General features: G+C 42.8%; 22 protein-coding genes. 20 read left to right on the plus strand and 2 right to left on the minus strand.

Going from position 1 to position 14664, the window contains the following annotated elements; translation table 11 throughout:
* Nucleotides 1-27: 27 nt before the first annotated feature.
* Together fusA and tuf are read left to right on the plus strand one after the other, a co-directional pair.
* Nucleotides 28-2112, plus strand: a complete 2085-nt coding sequence (gene fusA / locus IGI94_RS01260) for an elongation factor G (RefSeq protein WP_005226900.1) — start codon at nt 28-30, stop codon at nt 2110-2112.
* A gap of 148 nt (nt 2113-2260) precedes the next feature.
* On the plus strand, nt 2261-3448 hold the full coding sequence (gene tuf, locus IGI94_RS01265; protein WP_005226902.1) for an elongation factor Tu: 1188 nt from the start codon (nt 2261-2263) through the stop codon (nt 3446-3448).
* 132 nt (nt 3449-3580) lie between these two features.
* On the opposite strand, the gene IGI94_RS01270 is transcribed toward tuf, so the two are convergent.
* Nucleotides 3581-4306: a nitroreductase family protein gene (locus IGI94_RS01270; protein ID WP_438899333.1), complete on the minus strand. Its 726-nt coding sequence runs from the start codon at nt 4304-4306 to the stop codon at nt 3581-3583.
* Nucleotides 4290-5735: a PLP-dependent aminotransferase family protein gene (locus IGI94_RS01275; protein ID WP_438899334.1), complete on the minus strand. Its 1446-nt coding sequence runs from the start codon at nt 5733-5735 to the stop codon at nt 4290-4292. Before IGI94_RS01275 ends, IGI94_RS01270 begins: the two co-directional genes overlap by 17 nt.
* A gap of 107 nt (nt 5736-5842) precedes the next feature.
* Between IGI94_RS01275 and thiD the strand changes: the two genes are divergently transcribed.
* From thiD to rplF, 18 genes are all read left to right on the plus strand, one after another.
* Nucleotides 5843-6673: a bifunctional hydroxymethylpyrimidine kinase/phosphomethylpyrimidine kinase gene (gene thiD / locus IGI94_RS01280; RefSeq protein WP_438899335.1), complete on the plus strand. Its 831-nt coding sequence runs from the start codon at nt 5843-5845 to the stop codon at nt 6671-6673.
* Nucleotides 6674-7013: 340 nt separating this feature from the next.
* Nucleotides 7014-7322 carry a 30S ribosomal protein S10 gene (gene rpsJ, locus IGI94_RS01285; protein WP_003127966.1) on the plus strand — a complete coding sequence of 103 codons (309 nt, stop codon included), beginning with the start codon at nt 7014-7016 and terminating at the stop codon, nt 7320-7322.
* A 22-nt stretch (nt 7323-7344) separates the two neighbouring features.
* A complete protein-coding gene (gene rplC, locus IGI94_RS01290; protein WP_003127967.1) occupies nt 7345-7974 on the plus strand; it encodes a 50S ribosomal protein L3 in 630 nt (209 codons plus the stop codon).
* Between the two features lie 29 nt (nt 7975-8003).
* Nucleotides 8004-8627: a 50S ribosomal protein L4 gene (gene rplD, locus IGI94_RS01295; RefSeq protein ID WP_005226910.1), complete on the plus strand. Its 624-nt coding sequence runs from the start codon at nt 8004-8006 to the stop codon at nt 8625-8627.
* Nucleotides 8627-8920 (plus strand): 50S ribosomal protein L23, encoded by a 294-nt coding sequence (locus IGI94_RS01300; protein ID WP_005226911.1) that lies wholly within the window; start codon nt 8627-8629, stop codon nt 8918-8920. Before rplD ends, IGI94_RS01300 begins: the two co-directional genes overlap by 1 nt.
* Nucleotides 8921-8959: 39 nt before the next feature.
* On the plus strand, nt 8960-9793 hold the full coding sequence (gene rplB, locus IGI94_RS01305; protein WP_005226912.1) for a 50S ribosomal protein L2: 834 nt from the start codon (nt 8960-8962) through the stop codon (nt 9791-9793).
* A gap of 42 nt (nt 9794-9835) precedes the next feature.
* The gene (gene rpsS, locus IGI94_RS01310; RefSeq protein WP_005226914.1) at nt 9836-10114 is read left to right on the plus strand and encodes a 30S ribosomal protein S19; all 279 of its coding nucleotides are present in this window, start codon (nt 9836-9838) and stop codon (nt 10112-10114) included.
* Between the two features lie 23 nt (nt 10115-10137).
* Nucleotides 10138-10485, plus strand: coding sequence for a 50S ribosomal protein L22 (gene rplV, locus IGI94_RS01315; protein ID WP_003127973.1), 348 nt, complete (start codon nt 10138-10140; stop codon nt 10483-10485).
* Nucleotides 10486-10498: 13 nt separating this feature from the next.
* Nucleotides 10499-11155 carry a 30S ribosomal protein S3 gene (gene rpsC, locus IGI94_RS01320; RefSeq protein WP_005226916.1) on the plus strand — a complete coding sequence of 219 codons (657 nt, stop codon included), beginning with the start codon at nt 10499-10501 and terminating at the stop codon, nt 11153-11155.
* Nucleotides 11156-11157: 2 nt separating this feature from the next.
* Nucleotides 11158-11592, plus strand: coding sequence for a 50S ribosomal protein L16 (rplP, locus tag IGI94_RS01325; protein ID WP_005226918.1), 435 nt, complete (start codon nt 11158-11160; stop codon nt 11590-11592).
* Nucleotides 11582-11770, plus strand: coding sequence for a 50S ribosomal protein L29 (gene rpmC, locus IGI94_RS01330; RefSeq protein ID WP_005232529.1), 189 nt, complete (start codon nt 11582-11584; stop codon nt 11768-11770). The genes rplP and rpmC overlap by 11 nt, the downstream gene beginning before the upstream one ends.
* 24 nt (nt 11771-11794) lie before the next feature.
* Nucleotides 11795-12061 carry a 30S ribosomal protein S17 gene (gene rpsQ / locus IGI94_RS01335; RefSeq protein ID WP_005232528.1) on the plus strand — a complete coding sequence of 89 codons (267 nt, stop codon included), beginning with the start codon at nt 11795-11797 and terminating at the stop codon, nt 12059-12061.
* Between the two features lie 60 nt (nt 12062-12121).
* Nucleotides 12122-12490 (plus strand): 50S ribosomal protein L14, encoded by a 369-nt coding sequence (gene rplN, locus IGI94_RS01340; RefSeq protein WP_003128006.1) that lies wholly within the window; start codon nt 12122-12124, stop codon nt 12488-12490.
* Between the two features lie 35 nt (nt 12491-12525).
* Nucleotides 12526-12837 (plus strand): 50S ribosomal protein L24, encoded by a 312-nt coding sequence (gene rplX, locus IGI94_RS01345; protein ID WP_005232526.1) that lies wholly within the window; start codon nt 12526-12528, stop codon nt 12835-12837.
* A 27-nt stretch (nt 12838-12864) separates the two neighbouring features.
* Complete coding sequence (rplE, locus tag IGI94_RS01350; RefSeq protein ID WP_005227088.1) at nt 12865-13404, plus strand: 50S ribosomal protein L5; 540 nt, start codon at nt 12865-12867, stop codon at nt 13402-13404.
* Between the two features lie 18 nt (nt 13405-13422).
* Complete coding sequence (locus IGI94_RS01355) at nt 13423-13608, plus strand: type Z 30S ribosomal protein S14 (protein ID WP_003128010.1); 186 nt, start codon at nt 13423-13425, stop codon at nt 13606-13608.
* 32 nt (nt 13609-13640) lie between these two features.
* Nucleotides 13641-14039: a 30S ribosomal protein S8 gene (rpsH, locus tag IGI94_RS01360; RefSeq protein WP_005227093.1), complete on the plus strand. Its 399-nt coding sequence runs from the start codon at nt 13641-13643 to the stop codon at nt 14037-14039.
* Between the two features lie 31 nt (nt 14040-14070).
* Entirely contained in the window at nt 14071-14607 is a 537-nt protein-coding gene (rplF, locus tag IGI94_RS01365) for a 50S ribosomal protein L6 (RefSeq protein ID WP_005227095.1), read from the plus strand.
* The last annotated feature ends 57 nt before the right edge of the window (nt 14608-14664 follow it).

Here is a 14664-nt window from a genome sequence, read left to right on the forward strand (position 1 = left end):
GTAAGAATGAGAGGGGAACAACCTAGAATGGCAAGAGAATTTTCGCTAGAAAAAACTCGTAATATCGGGATCATGGCCCACGTTGACGCTGGTAAAACAACGACAACTGAACGTATCCTTTATTACACAGGTAAAATCCATAAAATTGGTGAAACACATGAAGGTGCTTCTCAAATGGACTGGATGGAACAAGAACAAGAACGTGGGATCACAATCACTTCTGCTGCGACAACTGCGCAATGGAAAGAAAACCGCGTAAATATCATCGACACACCAGGACACGTGGACTTCACAATCGAAGTGCAACGCTCATTGCGTGTACTTGATGGTGCTGTAACTGTGTTGGACTCACAATCAGGTGTAGAACCTCAAACAGAAACAGTTTGGCGTCAAGCGACAGATTACCGCGTACCACGTGTTGTATTCTGTAACAAAATGGACAAAATTGGTGCAGACTTCTTATACTCTGTATCAACTTTACATGATCGTTTACAAGCAAATGCTCACCCAATCCAATTACCAATTGGTGCGGAAGATGACTTTACTGGTATTATCGACTTAGTAAAAATGAAAGCTGAAATCTACACAAATGACTTAGGAACTGAAATCCAAGAGACTGAAATTCCTGAAGAATACGTAGAATTAGCTGAAGAATGGCGCGAAAAATTAATCGAAGCTGTTGCTGATACTGATGAAGAACTAATGATGAAATTCTTGGAAGGTGAAGAAATCACTGAAGAAGAATTGAAAGCTGGTATTCGTCAAGCAACATTGACTGTTGACTTTTTCCCTGTTCTTTGTGGATCTGCCTTTAAAAACAAAGGGGTTCAATTGATGTTGGATGCAGTCATCGACTACTTGCCTTCACCACTTGATGTTCCTGCGATTAAAGGGATCAATCCTAAAACAGACGAAGAAACTGATCGTCCGGCTGACGATGAAGCACCATTTGCTTCATTAGCATTTAAAGTAATGACTGACCCATTCGTAGGTCGTTTGACATTCTTCCGTGTGTATTCAGGTATCTTGAACTCTGGATCATACGTATTGAATGCTTCAAAAGGCAAACGCGAACGTATCGGTCGTATCCTACAAATGCACGCCAACACACGTGCTGAAATCCAAACAGTATACTCAGGTGATATCGCCGCTGCTGTTGGTTTGAAAGACACAACAACTGGGGATACACTATGTGATGAAAAATCACCAGTAATCCTTGAATCAATCGAATTCCCAGAACCAGTTATCGAAGTCGCTGTTGAGCCTAAATCAAAAGCTGACCAAGATAAAATGGGGGTTGCTTTACAAAAACTTGCTGAAGAAGATCCATCATTCCGTGTGGAAACAAACGCTGAAACAGGCGAAACTGTTATCGCTGGTATGGGAGAACTTCACTTGGACGTCTTAGTTGACCGTATGCGTCGCGAATTTAAAGTTGAAGCAAACGTAGGTGCGCCTCAAGTTTCTTATCGTGAAACATTCCGTGCAGCAACACAAGCGGAAGGTAAATTTGTACGTCAGTCTGGTGGTAAAGGTCAATACGGTCACGTATGGGTCGAATTTACACCAAACGAAGAAGGTAAAGGCTTCGAATTCGAAAACGCGATTGTCGGTGGTGTGGTTCCTCGTGAATACATCCCAGCAGTTGAAAAAGGACTTGAAGACTCAATGGCGAACGGTGTCTTAGCCGGTTACCCATTAGTAGACATCAAAGCAAAACTTTATGATGGTTCATACCATGATGTCGATTCAAGTGAAACTGCCTTCCGTGTTGCAGCTTCTATGGCTTTACGTGCTGCAGCGAAGAAAGCAAATCCAGTAATTCTTGAACCGATGATGAAAGTAGTTATCACTGTACCAGAAGATTACTTAGGTGATGTTATGGGTCACGTAACTGCTCGTCGTGGACGCGTAGAAGGAATGGAAGCACACGGTAACTCACAAATCGTGAACGCAATCGTGCCATTAGCTGAAATGTTCGGTTACGCAACGACACTTCGTTCATCAACACAAGGTCGCGGTACGTTCATGATGACATTTGATCACTATGAAGATGTACCAAAATCTGTTCAAGAAGAAATCATCAAGAAAAACGGCGGCAAAGCTGAATAATTGATGGAAGTATAGGAAATTAAGTAAAAAGCTATATTTTTTTCTGAGTTTCGTGTACAATATTATCGATGATAAGGGATGGGGAGCTGCGGCTCCCTACCTATCAAATATAAAAAATAAACTGCATTTTTAGGAGGAACATTTTAAAATGGCAAAAGAAAAATTTGACCGTTCTAAACCCCACGTAAACATTGGTACGATCGGACACGTTGACCATGGTAAAACTACACTTACAGCTGCTATCACAACTGTATTATCTAAAAAAGGTTTGGCTCAAGCTTCAGCTTACGACCAAATCGATGGCGCTCCAGAAGAACGCGAACGCGGAATCACTATCTCAACTGCTCACGTTGAGTACGAAACTGAAGCACGTCACTATGCTCACGTTGACTGCCCAGGACACGCGGACTACGTTAAAAACATGATCACTGGTGCTGCTCAAATGGACGGCGCGATCTTAGTAGTATCTGCTGCTGATGGTCCTATGCCTCAAACGCGTGAACACATCTTGTTATCACGTAACGTTGGTGTACCATACATCGTTGTTTTCTTAAACAAAATGGATATGGTTGATGACGAAGAATTACTAGAATTAGTTGAAATGGAAGTTCGTGACTTATTGTCAGAATATGACTTCCCAGGCGACGATGTTCCTGTAATCGCTGGTTCTGCTTTGAAAGCTCTTGAAGGCGATGCTTCATACGAAGAAAAAATCATGGAATTAATGGCTGCAGTTGACGAATACGTTCCAACTCCAGAACGTGACACTGACAAACCATTCATGATGCCAGTCGAAGACGTATTCTCAATCACTGGACGTGGTACTGTTGCTACAGGCCGTGTTGAACGTGGACAAGTTCGCGTTGGTGACGAAGTTGAAATCGTTGGTATTGCTGAAGAAACTGCTAAAACAACTGTAACTGGTGTTGAAATGTTCCGTAAATTGTTAGACTATGCTGAAGCAGGGGATAACATTGGTGCATTGCTACGTGGGGTTGCTCGTGAAGACATCCAACGTGGACAAGTATTAGCTAAAGCTGGTACAATCACACCTCATACAAAATTTAAAGCTGAAGTTTACGTTTTAACAAAAGAAGAAGGTGGACGTCACACTCCATTCTTCACTAACTACCGTCCTCAGTTCTACTTCCGTACAACTGACGTAACTGGTGTTGTTGAATTACCAGAAGGAACTGAAATGGTTATGCCTGGTGATAACGTAACAATCGACGTTGAATTGATCCACCCAATCGCTATCGAAGACGGAACTCGTTTCTCAATTCGTGAAGGCGGACGTACTGTTGGTTCAGGCGTTGTAACTTCAATCCAAGCTTAATTTGATTGATCGAAGAGCAAAAGCGTACGCGCTTTTGCTCTTTTTTTTAACTCGTAGAACCAAAAAAGAGCCGCCATCTCTAGCGTTGACGAATCCACTGTGGTTCATCGAAGCTAAAGAGAGCGGTGCTTTTTATTTTATTAGTTTTTGCTTCTTCAAGAAGGCGTCAAATCCTTGGTCAGGGCGATTGCGGTAAAACCCAGCAAATTTTTCTGACCATGGTTTGGTCTCGCGAGCTTCTCCAAAATCAGTCATTGTTTGATCGTAGGCTTCGATCGACTCATAAGAATAGTCCTGATAGTGGTTGTAATGAATGACCGCTTCTTCTGGCAAGCGAGGCTTGACCTTCATTTCTACGATTGGTTTACCGATGCTCAAGCCAGCCACAGGGTAGACATATTCCGGTAAGTGCAACAATTCAGCGATTTTGGCGCTATCTTTGCGGACACTGCCGGAAATGACGGTACCTAAGCCCAGTGATTCAGCAGCGATCGCACCAGATTGTAAAGCAATGCTGGCATCAGTGGTGGCAATCAATAATGGCTGATAGCCCTCATCGATTGGATAAGGGGTCTGTTTTTCGTCAGAAATTTTTTTGGTTCGGTTTAAATCTGCGAGAAACAGCAGAAAGAGCGAACTTGCTGCGATATGAGGATTGCCGGGATTCCATTCGACCATTTGTTGGCGGATCTGCGGGTCGTCGATCACCAGGATCGAATAGGCTTGCCCATTCATCCAGCTTGGTGCTTGACGAGCGGCAGTCAAAATCGCGGTTACTTGTTCTTGGCTCAAGCGGTAGTCAGGGTCAAATTGTCGGTAAGTGCGATGATTGTGCAAAAGCTCAATGGTTTCGTTCATAGGTTTGCTCCTTTAACTGTTGGGTGATTTTTGTGAATCGTTCTTGAAATCGTGGTAAATCATCTTTGGCTAAGCGGGTATAGTTCAAACGCAAGCCATTCGTATCGTTACTGAAAAGAAACGCAGGTGCTACTAAGCAATCGTTCGCCAAAAAGCGCGACCAATCTTTGCGAGTCAATGTGCGGTGACGCCAAGTCAACCACAGGTAAAGACCGCCTTTCGTCGGCTGCCATTGCCAGTCCTCCTCAAATGCCTGCAAGAGTTGGAGTAGGTCTTGCTGGCGCTGGGCCATTTCTGTAAGCAGTGTCCGCTGCTGCTGGTGGTAATCAGAGGAGCGTAAGGCGATGTTGGCAAGGACTTGCGGGAAGATCGTGGTATCGATCGCCATCCGTTTTTTCGCTTGGGCAAATTGGTCGGCTAACGCTTCTGGCACCAAAAGCCAGCCGATTTTGATTGATGACCCAAGTAATTTTGAAAGCGAGCCTAAATAAATGACGGTTTCGGGAGCCATGGATTTTAGCTTGGGCGGTACTTCATCAAAAGCCAACTCGCTAAAAACATCATCCTCAATGATCGGTACTTGGTAGGTCTGGCAAAGGCGGATGATCGCTTGGCGCCGATGCTCGCTCATGGTGTGGCCAGTTGGGTTTTGGAAGGTGGGGTTCAGATAGACGAATTTGATCTTCTTTTCCTTCAACACTTTTTCCAATGCCGCAGGCCGCATCCCTTCACTATCCTGCTTTATCCCAATCAGCTGGACATTCATCGTGGAAAACAAGGGGAGAGAGAACAAGAAAGAAGGGTCCTCTGTCGCAATACAATCCCCCGCATGCAATAAGACTTGCATCAGCAAGGTGATTCCTTGCGTCGAACCGGCAGTAATTACTAGTTTTTGACCGCTGATGGGCAAATTGAAGGAATCAGCAAGGTGCTGCAATAAGATTTCTTGCAAAGGCTCATACCCAGTCGGTAATACTTTGGTGCTTTCTTTGCGGATCTCTTCCCATGTAAAGGCGGGAAACGTGAAGTCGGGAATCAGATCGGTAGGTAGATCACCTGTGTACAGATCCAGCACATCCTTCTCGGTGCGCAAGTGCTGAATCTGTTGAACGTAAGGGTCTTGCTGCAAGTAAGGGCTGCTTAAAGACGAGCGCAAATAAGAAAGCGGTGTTTGTCGGTTCCCCCAACGACCTTCCAATACGCGAGAGCCGCTGCCTTGTTTTCGTTCGATCCATCCTAAGCTTTTCAATTCATCTAACGCTTTGACGACGGTGGAACGGTTGACGTCAAAAGTCTGAGCAAGGCTGCGCTCTGGTGGTAAACGATCCCCAGGCCCATAGGTTCCCGCTTGGATCTCTTCGATAAAATGGGTCACGATCTGCTGGTAAATCGGTTGTTTCTTTTGTTTGTCGATACTTGATGAAGCCATCCTGCACCACCTTTTTCAATTGGATGGTTTAAAAATAAGCCAAATGGCTCTTTTCGTCAAGGGGAAGATTGACTATACTTAGCAAAAAGCACAAGGAGATGAGGAAGATGGAAAAAGTAATATCAATTGCCGGGTCTGATTCAACCGGAGGTGCCGGTATCGAAGCAGATTTAAAAACGTTTCAGGAGTATGGTGTCTTTGGTTTTGCCACGATTGCTTCGATCGTCACGATGGATCCACAAGCGGGTTGGAGCCATGAAGTAACAGCAATGGAACCAGCGCTTGTTGAAAAGCAATTGATCTCCGCCTTTGCAGGTGATCCGATGGATGCCCTTAAAACGGGGATGTTAGGCAATGAAGACAATATTGTGCAAGCAGCGAAGATGATTCAACAACAGCAAGTCAAAAATGTGGTGATCGATCCCGTCATTGCTTGCAAAGGGACCGCAGAAATCTTACAGCCAAAAAGTGTCGATGCCATCATCACGCATTTGTTGCCTTTAGCAGATGTTGTCACTCCTAATTTAGTAGAAGCGGGGATTCTTTCGGGTTTGGGGGATTTGACGAGTGTGGAAGCCATGAAGCAAGCTGCTGAAAAAATCCATCAATTAGGTGCTAAATACGTCGTGATCAAAGGTGGTCATCGCTTGCCAGGAGCAAAAGCCATTGACCTTGTTTATGATGGAGAATCCTTCCTCATGTTAGAAAGTGGCAAAATCGCTACTGATTTCAATCACGGAGCAGGCTGCACCTTTTCAGCGGCGATCGCTGCCGGTCTTGCAAAAGGCAAACCCGTCGTGGAAAGTGTTCGCTTAGCGAAAGCCTTTGTCACAGCAGCAATCAAAGAAGGCGTGGTCATCAATCCCTATGTGGGCCATGTGTGGCATGGCGCCTATACCCACGCCCAAGGACGTATGAATGAGGAAGCGCCGCAATAGCAGGTTTGCTTCTATATAAATAGGAATTGAAGAAGCGCTTAAAAGAAGCGGGCAACGCTTCTTTTTTTGTGTTTCGAAAACAAAAGAAAATTTTCTGAAAGAAATGCAAAAGAATCACGGTTTTTCCATAAAAAAAGCTTGCAATCAATGTTTATCCGTAATATAATCATAAAGGTGCTGTTTACGTAAATACGTAAGTCACACTGGCAGCAAAGAAATTTTCTGCCGGCTACGAAACGAGAGGTTGCGACACGCCCGGACGCTTTGCCATGGACGAGCGTGACGGAAAATTTTCGTGGAGCTATGTCTACTTTTCAAAATAGGCGAAGGAGGGAAAACAATGGCAAAACAAAAAATTCGTATCCGTTTAAAAGCGTATGAACATCGTATTTTAGATCAATCAGCGGATAAAATCGTAGAAACTGCAAAGAGAACTGGAGCTGGCGTATCTGGTCCAATTCCATTACCAACTGAACGCAGCTTGTACACGATCATCCGTGCGACGCACAAATACAAAGATTCACGCGAACAATTCGAAATGCGTACACACAAACGTCTAATCGACATTGTGAATCCAACACCAAAAACTGTTGATGCTTTAATGAAGCTAGACTTGCCAAGCGGTGTTAATATCGAAATCAAACTATAATAATTAAGATGGAGGTGTAATCATGACCAAAGGAATCTTAGGGAAAAAAGTGGGAATGACTCAAATCTTCACTGAATCTGGCGAATTGATTCCAGTAACTGTAGTAGAAGCTACACCAAACGTAGTGCTACAAGTGAAAACAATCGAAAATGACGGCTACGAAGCAATTCAAGTCGGCTACCAAGATATGCGTGAAGTTTTGTCTAACAAACCTGCGAAAGGTCATGTTGCAAAAGCAAACACGGCTCCTAAGCGCTTCATTCGCGAATTCAAGAATGTAGAGCTAGAGGGCTTAGAAGTAGGATCAGAAATCAAAGTTGATATTTTTGAAGCAGGAGACATCATCGATGTAACCGGCACTTCGAAAGGTAAAGGATTCCAAGGCGTTATCAAACGTCACGGACAAAGCCGCGGACCAATGGCTCACGGTTCTCGTTACCACCGTCGTCCTGGATCAATGGGTCCAGTTGCACCTAACCGTGTATTTAAAAACAAACGTCTTGCTGGACGTATGGGCGGAAATCGCATCACGATCCAAAACTTGGAAATCGTACGCGTAGACGCAGAACGCAACGTTATCTTGATCAAAGGTAATGTACCTGGCGCGAAAAAATCATTGATTACAATCAAATCAGCTGTGAAAGCTAAATAAGTAGATAGGAAGAAAGGAGGAACTAAGGAATGCCGAATGTAGCATTATTCAAACAAGATGGAAGCCAAAATGGCGAAATTACATTGAACGAAGAAATCTTCGGAATCGAACCAAATGAATCAGTTGTCTATGATGCAATCATCATGCAACGCGCTTCATTAAGACAAGGAACACACGCTGTGAAAAACCGCAGTGCCGTTCGTGGCGGTGGCCGTAAACCATGGCGCCAAAAAGGAACTGGACGTGCCCGTCAAGGTTCAATCCGTTCACCACAATGGCGTGGAGGTGGCGTAGTCTTCGGACCAACACCACGTTCATACAGCTACAAACTTCCTAAAAAAGTTCGTCGCTTAGCAATGAAATCTGTATTGTCAGAAAAAGTTGCTTCAAATAACTTGGTAGCAGTAGAAGGATTAAGCTTTGATGCTCCAAAAACAAAAGAATTTAAACAAGTTTTAGCTAACTTGACAATTGACTCTAAAGTATTGGTAGTTTTAGAATCTGAAAACGACTTTGCCGCTTTATCTGCGCGCAACTTGCCAAAAGTTTCTGTAGTTACTGCTGATAACATTAGTGTGCTAGACATCGTTTCTAACGATAAAATGTTAGTGACACAAACTGCTCTTACTCAGATCGAGGAGGTGCTTGCATAATGAACTTACTAGACGTTATTAAACGCCCAGTGATCACTGAAAAATCAATGCTTGCCATGGATGACAAGAAATACACTTTTGAAGTGGACACAAAAGCTAACAAAACTTTAGTAAAACAAGCTGTAGAAGCTGCCTTTGACGGAGTGAAAGTGGCAAACGTGAACATCATCAACGTTCGTCCGAAATTCAAACGCATGGGTAAATATGCAGGATATACAAAAAAACGTCGCAAAGCTGTTGTGACTTTAACTGAAGATTCTAAAGAAATCCAAATTTTCGAAGCTGCTGAATAAGCAACTCACGCATAAATTTTACATGGGAGGGAAAAAGACGTGGCGATTAAAAAGTACAAACCTACCACGAACGGCCGTCGTAATATGACAAGTTCTGATTTCGCTGAAATCACAACTTCAACACCAGAAAAAACATTGTTAGCTCCTTTGAAAAACAATGCTGGTCGTAACAACAACGGACGTATCACGGTTCGTCATCAAGGTGGCGGTCACAAACGTCAATACCGTTTGATCGATTTCAAACGTAACAAAGACAACGTCGTTGCTACGGTTAAAACGATTGAATATGATCCAAACCGTTCTGCTAACATTGCGTTAGTACATTACGAGGATGGAGTAAAAGCATACATCTTAGCACCTAAAGGATTAGAAGTTGGCATGACTGTCGTTTCTGGTCCAGATGCAGATATTAAAGTAGGGAATGCATTACCACTAGAAAACATTCCAGTCGGTACTGTTATCCACAACATCGAAATGAAACCTGGTAAAGGTGGACAATTGATTCGTTCAGCTGGAACAAGTGCTCAAGTACTTGGTAAAGAAGGCAAATACGTATTGATTCGCTTGAACTCTGGTGAAGTACGGATGATCTTAGCATCATGTCGTGCAACAATCGGTTCTGTTGGTAATGAACAACACGAATTGATCAACATCGGTAAAGCCGGTCGTTCTCGTTGGATGCGCAAACGCCCAACTGTACGTGGTAGCGTAATGAACCCTAATGATCACCCACACGGTGGTGGTGAAGGTAAAGCACCAATCGGACGTAAAGCACCAGTTTCTCCTTGGGGACAACCAGCACTTGGCTACAAAACACGTAACAAAAAAGCAAAATCAGACAAACTTATCGTTCGTCGTCGTAAAACTAAGTAATATACTTGACCGTGTGTCGCACATTTTGAGAGGAGGTACACCATGGGTCGTAGTTTGAAAAAAGGACCTTTTGTCGATGACCATTTGATGAAAAAGGTCGAAGCACAAGAAGGCGCTGAAAAGAAAAAAGTGATCAAAACTTGGTCACGTCGTTCTACAATTTTCCCTAATTTTATCGGATTTACAATTGCTGTGTATGATGGACGGAAACATGTACCAGTTTACATCCAAGAAGACATGGTAGGACACAAATTAGGTGAATTTGCACCAACAAGAACTTATCGCGGACATGCTGCCGATGATAAGAAAACAAGACGCTAATTTTGAGGGGAGGATATCCAAAAATGGCAGAACAAATCACATCAGCGAAAGCAACTGCTAAAACAGTCCGCGTTTCTCCTCGTAAATCTCGTCTAGTTATTGACTTAATCAGAGGGAAAAGCGTTGCTGAAGCAATCGCGATCTTAAAGTTCACACCAAATAAAGCAGCTGGAATCATCGAGAAAGTCTTGATGTCAGCTATTGCCAATGCAGAAAATAATTTTGACTTAGATGTTGAAAACTTGATTGTTTCTGAAGCATTCGTAAACGAAGGACCAACGATGAAACGTTTCCGTCCACGTGCGAAAGGTTCAGCTTCACCGATCAACAAACGTACAAGTCATATTACTGTAGTCGTATCAGAAAAATAAGGAGGGACAATCAGTGGGTCAAAAAGTACATCCAATTGGAATGCGTGTAGGCATCATCCGTGACTGGGATGCTAAATGGTATGCTGAAAAAGAGTATGCTGAATTTCTACATGAAGATTTGAAAATCCGTAAATTTATCGCATCTAAACTTGCTGATGCCGCTGTGTCTACAGTTGAGATCGAGCGTGCAGCAAACCGCGTGAATATTTCAATCCACACAGCTAAACCAGGTATGGTTATCGGTAAAGGCGGATCTGAAGTCGAAAACCTAAGAAAAGAATTAAATAGCCTAACTGGCAAACGAGTTCACATCAACATCGTTGAAATCAAAAAACCAGATTTAGATGCTAAATTAGTAGGCGAAGGAATCGCACGTCAATTAGAAAACCGTGTTGCTTTCCGTCGTGCTCAAAAACAAGCGATCCAACGCACAATGCGTTCTGGCGCTAAAGGAATCAAAACACAAGTTTCTGGCCGTCTAAATGGTGCGGATATCGCTCGTTCAGAAGGTTACTCAGAAGGAACAGTTCCACTTCATACATTACGTGCGGACATTGATTACGCATGGGAAGAAGCAGATACAACATACGGAAAACTAGGAGTTAAAGTGTGGATTTATCGTGGAGAAGTTCTTCCAACTAAAAAGAACACTGAGAAAGGAGGGAAATAAACATGTTAGTACCTAAACGTGTAAAACACCGTCGTGAGTTCCGCGGAAAAATGCGTGGCGAAGCGAAAGGCGGAAAAGAAGTAGCATTCGGTGAATACGGCTTACAAGCTGTTGAATCACACTGGATCACAAACCGTCAAATCGAAGCTGCCCGTATCGCAATGACTCGTTATATGAAACGTGGCGGGAAAGTATGGATCAAAATTTTCCCTCACAAATCTTATACTGCCAAAGCTATCGGGGTACGTATGGGTTCTGGTAAAGGGGCTCCTGAAGGATGGGTATCACCAGTTAAACGTGGTAAAATCATGTTTGAAATTGCCGGTGTACCTGAAGAAGTTGCGCGCGAAGCGCTACGTCTTGCTTCTCACAAATTACCAGTGAAAACGAAGATCGTAAAACGTGAGGAAATGGGTGGTGAATCGAATGAAGGTTAAAGAAATCAGAGAATTAACCACTGCCGAAATGCTAGATCAAGAAAAACAATTGAAAGAAGAATTGTTCAATCTTAGATTCCAATTAGCAACAGGTCAATTAGAAAACACTGCACGTATCAAAGAAGTACGTAAATCGATTGCACGCATTAAAACAGTATTGCGTGAACAAGTTAAGTAATAGTGGAAGGAGGCCATTTAGCGTATGACTGAAGAAAGAAATCAACGCAAAGTTTACCAAGGTCGCGTGGTATCAGACAAAATGGATAAAACTATCTCTGTTGTCGTTGAAACAAAGAAAAACCACCCTATCTACGGCAAACGTCTGAACTATTCTAAGAAATACAAAGCACACGATGAAAACAACGAAGCAAAAGTTGGCGATATCGTGAAAATTATGGAAACTCGTCCATTATCAGCTACGAAACGTTTCCGTCTAGTAGAGATTGTTGAAAAGGCAGTGATTATCTAATCACACGAGATTTTCCTATATAGATTGTGAATTGCAAAATCTGAAAGGAGGATACACATCGTGATCCAAGCAGAAAGCCGATTAAGAGTGGCGGACAACTCAGGTGCCCGTGAAATTCTAACGATCAAAGTCCTTGGCGGATCTGGTCGTAAAACTGCCAATATTGGTGACGTGATTGTTGCTACGGTTAAACAAGCAACGCCAGGTGGGGTTGTCAAAAAAGGTGACGTCGTTAAAGCCGTTATCGTTCGTACTAAATCAGGAGCTCGTCGTACAGACGGTTCATACATCAAATTCGATGAAAATGCTGCGGTTATTATCCGTGACGATAAGAGCCCTCGTGGAACTCGTATCTTTGGCCCAGTTGCCCGCGAATTGCGTGAAGGCAACTTTATGAAGATCGTTTCCCTAGCACCAGAAGTATTGTAATAGTGATTCTTATCTAAAGGAGGTGCGAAACAAACATGTTTGTTAAAAAAGGCGATAAAGTTAAAGTTATCACTGGTAAAGACAAAAACAAAGAAGGCGTTGTGCTAGCAGCGTTTCCTAAAAATGACAAAGTCGTTGTTGAAGGTGTCAATGTTGTCAAAAAACACCAAAAACCTTCTCAAACTGCTCCTCAAGGCGGAATCGTTGAAATGGAAGCACCAATTCATGTTTCTAACGTGATGGTGGTTGATCCATCGAACGGTGAAGCTACGCGTGTCGGTTACAAAGAAGTTGACGGCAAAAAAGTCCGCGTTTCTAAGAAAACCGGAGAAGTTCTTGATAAATAATCTGATGAAGGAAGGAGGGGCTAACAGATGAACCGCCTTAAAGAAAAATATTCAAAAGAAGTTGTCCCATCATTAATGGACAAATTTAACTACAGCTCAATCATGGAAGCACCAAAAGTTGATAAAATCGTTATCAACATGGGTGTCGGTGACGCTGTTTCTAATGCTAAAAACTTAGACAAAGCTGTTGAAGAATTACAATTGATCTCAGGTCAAAAACCATTGATCACAAAAGCGAAAAAATCTATCGCAGGATTCCGTTTACGTGAAGGAATGCCAATCGGTGCGAAAGTAACTCTACGCGGCGAAAGAATGTATGAATTCTTAGATAAACTAGTAAGTGTGTCATTGCCACGTGTCCGTGACTTCCACGGTGTGAGCAAAAAAGCGTTCGACGGACGCGGAAACTACACTTTAGGTATCAAAGAACAATTGATTTTCCCTGAAGTAGATTATGATTTGATCGACAAAGTACGTGGTATGGATATCGTGATTGTAACAACAGCAAACACAGATGAAGAATCTCGTGAATTGTTGACACAATTAGGCATGCCATTCCAAAAATAAAAAAAGGAGGCGAACTACGTGGCTAAAAAATCAATGATTGCTAAAAACAAACGCCCTGCTAAATTCTCAACGCAAGAATATACTCGTTGTGAACGTTGCGGACGTCCACATTCAGTTTATCGTAAATTTCATCTTTGCCGTATTTGCTTCCGCGAACTTGCCTATAAAGGACAAATTCCCGGCGTGAAGAAAGCTAGCTGGTAAACTATACTCGCATAAAGGAGGTAAATTATCCCATGGTCATGACAGATCCAATTGCAGATTTTCTAACGCGCGTGCGTAACGCAAACATGGTTAAACACGAAAGCCTAGAAGTACCTGCTTCAAAAATCAAACGTGATATCGCTGAAATCTTGAAACGTGAAGGTTTCGTCCGCGATGTTGAATACATTGAAGATGACAAACAAGGCGTGATCCGCGTATTTCTTAAATACGGTAAAAACGGTGAACGTGTTATCACAAACTTAAAACGTATCTCTAAACCAGGCTTGCGTGCTTATGTCAAAGCTGACGAAGTACCAAAAGTATTGAATGGTCTAGGAATCGCGATTATCTCAACTTCTGACGGTGTAATCACTGACAAAGAAGCTAGAGCAAAAAATGTTGGCGGCGAAGTAGTCGCTTATGTATGGTAATTTAAAATATTCCACAAGGAGGTGCCTCTAAGTGAGTCGTATCGGTAATAAGATCGTCGTTCTTCCTGCTGGTGTTGAAATCAAGCAAAACGGAAACGACATTACAGTTAAAGGACCTAAAGGTGAATTAACACGTACTTTCTCTTCTGATATCACAATGAATATCGAAGGAAACGAAGTAACATTCACTCGTCCAAATGATAGTAAAGAAATGAAAACTATCCACGGAACTACCCGTGCAAACTTCAACAACATGGTTGTTGGTGTTTCTGAAGGTTTCCAAAAAGCGTTAGAATTAATCGGGGTTGGGTACCGTGCTCAATTACAAGGAAAAAAACTTGTATTGAACGTTGGTTACTCTCATCCAGTTGAAATCGAAGCGCCAGCTGGAATCGAAATCGAAGTTCCTTCAAACACTTCTGTGATCGTTAAAGGATCAGATAAAGAAGTCGTTGGCGAATTGGCTGCCAATATCCGTGGCGTTCGTCCTCCAGAACCTTACAAAGGCAAAGGAATTCGTTATGTTGGCGAATTTGTACGCCGTAAAGAAGGTAAAACTGGTAAATAGTCGTAATTCTTTACGACTAGCAGCTTAGGCTAGCAAAATTAAAAGAGGTGACAAATT

Origin of the sequence: Enterococcus sp. AZ149 (assembly GCF_051714285.1) — a bacterium.
GTDB lineage: Bacteria > Bacillota > Bacilli > Lactobacillales > Enterococcaceae > Enterococcus_D > Enterococcus_D entomosocium.

Bases quoted from the DNA above. Each gene is read 5' to 3' on its own strand.
- rpsJ (WP_003127966.1), top strand. From the start codon at position 7,014: ATGGCAAAACAAAAAATTCGTATCCGTTTAAAAGCGTATGAACATCGT.
- rplE (WP_005227088.1), top strand. From the start codon at position 12,865: ATGAACCGCCTTAAAGAAAAATATTCAAAAGAAGTTGTCCCATCATTA.
- IGI94_RS01270 (WP_438899333.1), bottom strand. From the start codon at position 4,306: ATGAACGAAACCATTGAGCTTTTGCACAATCATCGCACTTACCGACAA.
- rplV (WP_003127973.1), top strand. From the start codon at position 10,138: ATGGCAGAACAAATCACATCAGCGAAAGCAACTGCTAAAACAGTCCGC.
- rpsH (WP_005227093.1), top strand. From the start codon at position 13,641: ATGGTCATGACAGATCCAATTGCAGATTTTCTAACGCGCGTGCGTAAC.
- fusA (WP_005226900.1), top strand. From the start codon at position 28: ATGGCAAGAGAATTTTCGCTAGAAAAAACTCGTAATATCGGGATCATG.
- rplC (WP_003127967.1), top strand. From the start codon at position 7,345: ATGACCAAAGGAATCTTAGGGAAAAAAGTGGGAATGACTCAAATCTTC.
- rpsQ (WP_005232528.1), top strand. From the start codon at position 11,795: ATGACTGAAGAAAGAAATCAACGCAAAGTTTACCAAGGTCGCGTGGTA.
- rplP (WP_005226918.1), top strand. From the start codon at position 11,158: ATGTTAGTACCTAAACGTGTAAAACACCGTCGTGAGTTCCGCGGAAAA.
- rpmC (WP_005232529.1), top strand. From the start codon at position 11,582: ATGAAGGTTAAAGAAATCAGAGAATTAACCACTGCCGAAATGCTAGAT.
- rpsS (WP_005226914.1), top strand. From the start codon at position 9,836: ATGGGTCGTAGTTTGAAAAAAGGACCTTTTGTCGATGACCATTTGATG.
- thiD (WP_438899335.1), top strand. From the start codon at position 5,843: ATGGAAAAAGTAATATCAATTGCCGGGTCTGATTCAACCGGAGGTGCC.
- IGI94_RS01300 (WP_005226911.1), top strand. From the start codon at position 8,627: ATGAACTTACTAGACGTTATTAAACGCCCAGTGATCACTGAAAAATCA.
- rplD (WP_005226910.1), top strand. From the start codon at position 8,004: ATGCCGAATGTAGCATTATTCAAACAAGATGGAAGCCAAAATGGCGAA.
- rplX (WP_005232526.1), top strand. From the start codon at position 12,526: ATGTTTGTTAAAAAAGGCGATAAAGTTAAAGTTATCACTGGTAAAGAC.
- tuf (WP_005226902.1), top strand. From the start codon at position 2,261: ATGGCAAAAGAAAAATTTGACCGTTCTAAACCCCACGTAAACATTGGT.
- IGI94_RS01275 (WP_438899334.1), bottom strand. From the start codon at position 5,735: ATGGCTTCATCAAGTATCGACAAACAAAAGAAACAACCGATTTACCAG.